This window comes from Aeromonas cavernicola (assembly GCF_002795305.1).
In the GTDB taxonomy this organism is placed as follows: domain Bacteria; phylum Pseudomonadota; class Gammaproteobacteria; order Enterobacterales; family Aeromonadaceae; genus Aeromonas; species Aeromonas cavernicola.
The window spans coordinates 1-6,803 of the sequence record NZ_PGGC01000143.1 but is presented as its reverse complement, the minus strand read 5'-3'; the positions used below and the strand labels follow the sequence as shown (position 1 = coordinate 6,803).

Here is a 6,803-nt window from a genome sequence, read left to right as displayed (position 1 = left end):
TGAAATCGCCACCGCCCGCGCGTGCTGGCAGCAGGAGTGGCAACGGTTGGCGCAGATCCGCGTCGAGCCTGATTTCGTGCCGGAAGTGGCCGGTCAGTTGGATCACTGTTTGGCTGAATACATGGCGACCCTAGCCACCCGCTTGAGCCAAACCCGAGTACTGGGCCTGCTGGATCAATGGTTGGAGCCAAACGCCATCGTGGTGGGGGCGGCAGGCTCGTTACCTGGGGATTTGCAGCGGATGTGGCGACCGCGCCAGCCCGATACCTACCACCTGGAATATGGCTACTCCTGCATGGGGTACGAGATCGCCGGCGCCATTGGCGCTCGGCTGGCCGCCCCCAGCCAACCGGTCTATGCCTTCGTTGGCGATGGCTCCTATCTGATGCTGCACAGCGAGTTACAGACAGCGGTGCAAGAGGGGATAAAAATCACCGTGTTGCTATTTGATAACGCCGGCTTTGGCTGCATCAACAACCTACAGATGGGGCAAGGCATGGGCAGCTTCGGCACTGAAAATCGGCACCGTGACCCCACCACCGGCACCCTAACGGGGCCGCTGGTCAAGGTGGATTTTGCTAAAAATGCCGAAAGTTACGGCTGCACCAGCTATCGGGTGCACACCGAATTGCAGCTGCAGCAAGCGCTGGCGGACGCAGCGCAGCAGCCAGGGCCGGTGCTGATCGACATCAAGGTGCTGCCCAAAACCATGACCCATGGCTATGAAGCCTGGTGGCATACCGGAACCGCGCAAGTGGCCGACAACCCCGAGATAGAGGCTGCCGCTGCGGCTATCCGTGAAGTGTTGGCGACGCGGGCCCGCGCTTATTGATTTACTCAAGATTAATTTAGAAATGTTTATTTCAAGGAGGCTATGCCTCCTTTTTTGTTTCATGGCGTGGTGATTCTCTCGTAGGTGGCCAGAGAGTGAATTTTTCCTCTGAATTTAAATGTAAATATCTGCTTTTTAACTCTATTTTTTGCAGCTGGCGGGCAGGGGAGAGCAGCGAGATTTTTACAAAGTGTTAACTGTACAACAAAAATGAAACTTTCATTTGTTTGTTATTTGAAATAAAAAATCCAAATGATATGTTCGCTTCATCCAGGCTATCGTGCCCACAGGATGTAATCAGGTGCATCAGCCAACCTGGATTGACAGAGGCGCTGCTCAGTTCACAACAGGGCCTCCCACCCCAAAGAGATACGTCGTATCAAGGAGTTGGTATGTTCAATATCGCGTTATTTGGCGCAGGGCGTATTGGTCAGATTCATGCGGCCAATATTGCGGCGCACCCAGAGACCCGACTCTACTCGGTTGTTGATCCCTATCAGCAAGGGGCGCAGGTCTTAGCCAGCCGCTATGGCGCCGAGCTACAAAGTTGCGCAGAGGCGATGGCCGATCCCAACGTCGATGGCGTGTTAATCGCATCCGCCACTGACACCCATGCTGACCTGATTGAATTAGCGGCCAAAGCGGGTAAAGCGATTTTCTGTGAAAAACCGGTGCATTTAGATTTAGCGCGAGTACGGGATTGTTTAACCACGGTGGCTGCCTGCCAAGTGCCGCTCTTGGTTGGCTTTAATCGCCGTTACGATCCGCAATTTAGCCGAGTAAAAGCCTTATTATTGGCAGGAAAAATTGGCAAGCCAGAATCGCTAGTGATTACCTCCAGAGATCCGGCACCGCCCCCAGTTAATTATATAAACGTCTCGGGTGGCCTCTTTCGGGATATGACCATTCATGATTTTGATATGGCTCGTTTTATCATGGGAGAGGAGCCAACATCTATTTACGCACAAGGAAGTAATATTGTTGATGCAGCAATTGGTGACGCCGGTGATATTGATACCGCAATTGTCGTAATGAAATTTCCCTCCGGCGCCATGGCCACCATTATTAATAGTCGGCGGTCAGGTTATGGTTATGATCAGCGTTTGGAATTACATGGCTCACACGGTTTATTAAAAGTCGATAATATTTTAGCGCATCAGGTTCACTATTACGGAAATGATACCAGCCAAGGCCCACTGCCGGAGCATTTCTTTATTCAGCGCTATCAGGCTGCTTATGCCGCCGAGTGGCAACATTTTGTTGCGGTGCTGCGTGGCGAGTGTGCCCCACAATCCAGTGGTTACGATGGTGAACGAGCCCTTTATTTGGCAGATCAAGCGTTAGCGTCACTCCATTCGGGCACGACCATCGCCTTATAAACCAGCACACCCCTTTGCTTTATTCACTCAAGAGAGTCAATAACATGAATAAGTTAATCTTTGCGGTGATGACCCTCATCACCTCCGGCTCGGTATTGTCTGCAAACGAACAACTGGTATTTAGCTCCCCTAATTTGGCAATGCCATTTGAAGTGCATATTCAGCGCACGGCGGTGAAAGCTGCGCAGCAGATGGGCATTAATTTACAGGTGCTCGATGGTCAAGGTAGCTCCCCCAAACAGGTGGCAGATTTAGAAAATGCCATTACCCGGGGTGCCTTGGGTTTTATTGTGTCACCCAATGATGTGAATGCGGTCGCCACCGCAGTGGAGGATATTCAAGGCGCTAAATTACCGTTAGTGACCCTTGATCGCTCAATTAATGGTAAAGAGACGGTGCCGCATTTTGGCGCCAACAATTATAACGGCGGTAAAGAGATCGCTAATTTTGTCAAAGCCCACTATCCCGCGGGGGCGGACATTATATTACTAACCGGCCAGCCGGGGTCATCATCCAATATTGAGCGTACCCAAGGCATTCGCGACAGCTTAAAAGCGGGCGGCGATAAATACCGCATTGTGGCCGATCAAACCGGTAACTGGATGCGCTCGGAAGGGATGCGGATCGTCGAGAGTGTCTTGCCCTCCTTGGCCAAGCGGCCACAGGTGATCCTCTCTGCCAATGACGACATGGCGCTCGGGGCGATCGAGGCCTTACAGGGACAAGGTTTTAAGCCCGGTGAGGTGCTAGTGACGGGATTTGATGCGGTGCCTGAAGCCTTGAGCCGAGTGCGTGATGGCTGGATGGCGGTGACCGCCGATCAGCGTCCTGGCTATGCGGTGCAGACGGCGTTGAGCCAACTGGTGGCCAATGTGCGCAGCAAGGCGGCTATTACTGGGGCCGACTACCCGCCGCTGCTGATCACCCAACAGAACCTGCAGCAGGCTGAGCGCATCGGCGAAGCTGGTCAGTGATCCCTGTGAGCCGCCGAGTTCGGCGGCTCCTTGCCAAGGAGGTGCTGTGTTATGCCGCAACCTTTACTGAACGTGACCCAATTAGCGAAAAGTTTCTCCGGCATCTGGGCGCTGAAGAGTGCCCAGCTCACGGTGCAGCGCGGGGAGATCCATGCCCTGCTCGGGGAAAATGGGGCGGGTAAATCCACCTTGCTCAAGGCGCTCGCCGGTGCCCAGCCACAGACCCGGGGCGAGATCTGGTTTAACGGCGAAGTCTTGCCGCTCAATGACTCGCCAGTTGAGCGCCAAAACAAAGGCATTATCACCATATATCAGGAGTTTAACCTGCTGCCCAACATGACGGTGGCCCAGAACATGTTGCTGGGTCGTGAACCCCGTAAGGGCAAGTGGATGATTGATGAGAAGACGCTCAATCAAGAGGCGCAGACGGTACTCGACTATTTGCAGCTCAAGGTAGCACCCACCACGGCGGTGGCCCGCTTGAGTGTGGCGCAACAGCAGATGGTGGAAATTGCGCGGGCCCTCACCCTCAACGCCAAGCTCATCATCATGGATGAGCCCTCGGCGGCGTTAAGTGACAGCGAGGTAGAGAGCCTGCATCGGGTGGTGCGCGAGCTCAAAGCCCGTGGTGTCAGCATCATCTATGTCACCCATCGGCTGCACGAGGTCTTTCAAATTTGTGGTCGCTTTACCGTGTTTCAAGATGGCCGGTTTACCGGCACGGGAGCGGTGGCGCAGACCGATGTGACTCAGCTGATCCGCTTGATGGTTGGCCGCGATGTGGCGTTTAACCGCCGTCCAGCCAGGGACACCCATCACCAGCATCGACCGGTGCGGCTGCACGTTTCGGGGCTTTGCCGTGACAAACCACCCATGGACCCGAGCGGAATTGCCCTGCATGACATCAGCTTTCAGGTTCACGAGGGCGAAGTGCTGGGCATTGCCGGATTGGTAGGGGCTGGGCGCACCGAGATTGCCCGCTGCCTGTTTGGGGCCGACCCTTTTAGCGCGGGCACCTTCTTGCTCGATGGCCAGCCCTATCAGCCCCGTGACCCGCTCCATGCCTTAGCACAGGGGATTGCGCTGGTGCCGGAGGATCGCAAGAAAGAGGGGGCCGTGTTGGGCTTGTCGGTGCGGGAAAACATCTCCCTCTCTAGCCTTGATAGCTTGCTGCACTGGGGCAGTTTTGTTGACCCACGCAAAGAGGACCGCTTGATCAGTCGTTACCAACAGGCGCTGCAGATCAAGATGGCGAGCAGTGCGCTTGCGGTACGCAAACTCTCGGGCGGCAATCAGCAGAAGGTGATTTTGGCCCGCTGTATGGCACTCAATCCACGGGTCTTGATCGTCGATGAGCCGACCCGAGGCATTGATGTGGGCACCAAATCGGAAGTGCATCAGGTGCTGTTTGCCATGGCACAGCAAGGGGTCGCCGTGATCGTGATCTCCTCGGATCTGCCGGAAGTGATGGCTGTGGCCGACCGCATCATCACCCTCAGTGAGGGGCGGGTGAGCGGTGAAATCCACGGTGATGAGGCAACCGAAGAGCGGTTGATGACGATGATGGCAATTCACCACCAGAGCCGCAATGCGGCATGACGGAGTGGCTATGACACAGGTTGTTTCTAAGGCCGATGTGCCAGTGACCCAGGCTGGTCGGTTCGATCCGATCGCCTTTTTCGAGCGCTTTGGGGTACTGATTTTTATGTTGTTGCTGCTGATCTTCTTTCAGTCGCAAAACAGCAATTTCATGTCCGAGCGCAATATTTTCAACATTCTGACCGAGGTCTCGATCTACGGGATCATGGCGGTGGGCATGACCTTCGTCATCCTGACCGCTGGGATTGATCTGTCGGTGGGCTCCATTTTGGCGGTCTGCTCCATGCTGGCGGCCTATGTGATCAAGGGGGATAACTTCACCAGCGTCGATCCCGAAGCGTGGGGCGGCCTGAGCTGGCTGCTGGGGCTGGTCATCTGCTTGGCGATGGGCACCGCGATTGGCTTGCTACATGGTCTGGGGGTGACTCGCCTTAAATTGCCGCCTTTTATCATCACCTTGGGCGGCATGACCATTTGGCGCGGCTTGACCTTGGTGATCAACGATGGGGCGCCCATTGCTGGCTTTGATCCCGATTATCGCTGGTGGGGGCGGGGCGAGTTGCTCGGGGTGCCGGTGCCAATATGGGTCTTTTTGCTGGTGGCGATCGGTGGCTATCTGGCGCTGCACAAGACCCGCTGGGGGCGTTTTGTCTATGCCATCGGCGGTAATCCAGAAGCCGCCCGGCTGGCAGGGGTGAACGTTAAGCAGGTGCTGGTGAGTGTCTACGTGGTGATTGGCTGTCTGGCTGGCTTGGCCGGTTTTATCTTAAGCGCGCGGTTGGGCAGCGCTGAAGCGGTGGCGGGCATCTCGTTTGAGCTCAGAGTCATCGCCTCGGTGGTGATCGGGGGCACCTCGCTGATGGGGGGCTATGGCCGGATCAGCGGCACCCTGATTGGCGCCATCATCATGGGGATTTTGATCAACGGCTTGGTACTGATGAACGTCTCTGCCTATTACCAGCAGATCATCACCGGTCTCATCATCATTTTGGCTGTGGCTTTTGACACCTATGCCAAGAGTCGGCGCGGCGCGCTGTGAACCAACGCTTCGGGAGTGAGTCATGAAAGAGGTTCGAATTGGCCTGATTGGCACCGGTTATATCGGCAAGGCCCATGCTATCGCCTATGCCCAAGCGCCGACCGTGTTTAACCTGCGCGGCACCTTGGTGCGCGAGATGGTGGCCGAGGTGACGCCGGAGCTAGCCAAAGCAAGGGCGCAGGCCTATGGCTTTCGCCGTTCAACCGGGGATTGGCGCGACTTGGTGGCCGATCCCGCCATCGACGTGGTGGATATCTGCTCGCCCAACCACCTGCACAAAGAGATGGCGCTGGCGGCAATCCGCCACGGCAAGCATGTCTATGCGGAGAAACCCTTGGCGCTGTGCGCCGCCGATGCCCGCGAGATGGTGCTGGCGGCAAGGCAGGCTGGGGTCAAGACCTTGGTGGGCTTTAACTACATGAAAAATCCCACCGCCACCTTGGCCCGCGAGATCATTGCCAGTGGCGAGATCGGTGAAGTGGTGCACTTTTATGGCACCCACAACGAAGATTACCTCGCCGATCCCCTTAGCCCTATCCATTGGCACTGTTTTAAAGAGACCGCCGGGCTTGGCGCTCTGGGGGATCTGGCCGCCCACATCGTCAACATGGCGCACTTTTTGGTGGGCGAGATTGCCGAGGTGTGTGGCGATTTGCAAACAGTGATCCGCCAGCGTCCGGCTTATGCGGGCGCCAGCGAGCTGGTGGCGGTGGAAAATGAAGATCAGGCCCACGCCATGCTCCGCTTTGCGGGGGGCGCGCGCGGGCTGATTGAAACCTCCCGCATCGCCTGTGGCCGCAAAATGGGGCTGGGCTACGTGGTCACCGGCAGCAAGGGCAGCTTGATGTTTACCCAAGAGCGGATGGCTGAGATCAAGCTCTATCGCCATGATGACCCAGCTCATCGCCAAGGTTTCAAAACCATACTGACCGGCCCCGCCCATACCGACTACGCCCCATTTTGCAGCGCGGCTGGGCATG

The 6,803-nt window shown here is 56.2% G+C and carries 6 protein-coding genes; all 6 read left to right on the top strand.

The features are described from left to right. On the top strand, positions 1–832 hold an 832-nt coding region (locus CUC53_RS14895), incomplete at its 5' end, for a thiamine pyrophosphate-dependent enzyme (protein WP_236757933.1). 392 nt (positions 833–1,224) lie between these two features. Beyond that, a complete protein-coding gene (iolG, locus tag CUC53_RS14890; protein WP_100294879.1) occupies positions 1,225–2,211 on the top strand; it encodes an inositol 2-dehydrogenase in 987 nt (328 codons plus the stop codon). 44 nt (positions 2,212–2,255) lie between these two features. Next, positions 2,256–3,185, top strand: a complete 930-nt coding sequence (locus CUC53_RS14885; RefSeq protein WP_100294878.1) for a substrate-binding domain-containing protein — start codon at positions 2,256–2,258, stop codon at positions 3,183–3,185. A gap of 51 nt (positions 3,186–3,236) precedes the next feature. After that, a complete protein-coding gene (locus CUC53_RS14880; protein ID WP_100294877.1) occupies positions 3,237–4,784 on the top strand; it encodes a sugar ABC transporter ATP-binding protein in 1,548 nt (515 codons plus the stop codon). 10 nt (positions 4,785–4,794) lie between these two features. Next, positions 4,795–5,823 carry an ABC transporter permease gene (locus CUC53_RS14875; protein WP_100294876.1) on the top strand — a complete coding sequence of 343 codons (1,029 nt, stop codon included), beginning with the start codon at positions 4,795–4,797 and terminating at the stop codon, positions 5,821–5,823. A 22-nt stretch (positions 5,824–5,845) separates the two neighbouring features. After that, positions 5,846–6,803, top strand: a 958-nt coding sequence (locus CUC53_RS14870; RefSeq protein ID WP_100294875.1) for a Gfo/Idh/MocA family protein, incomplete at its 3' end; no start/stop codon positions are given.

Bases quoted from the DNA above. Each gene is read 5' to 3' on its own strand.
- iolG (WP_100294879.1), top strand. From the start codon at position 1,225: ATGTTCAATATCGCGTTATTTGGCGCAGGGCGTATTGGTCAGATTCAT.
- CUC53_RS14885 (WP_100294878.1), top strand. From the start codon at position 2,256: ATGAATAAGTTAATCTTTGCGGTGATGACCCTCATCACCTCCGGCTCG.
- CUC53_RS14880 (WP_100294877.1), top strand. From the start codon at position 3,237: ATGCCGCAACCTTTACTGAACGTGACCCAATTAGCGAAAAGTTTCTCC.
- CUC53_RS14875 (WP_100294876.1), top strand. From the start codon at position 4,795: ATGACACAGGTTGTTTCTAAGGCCGATGTGCCAGTGACCCAGGCTGGT.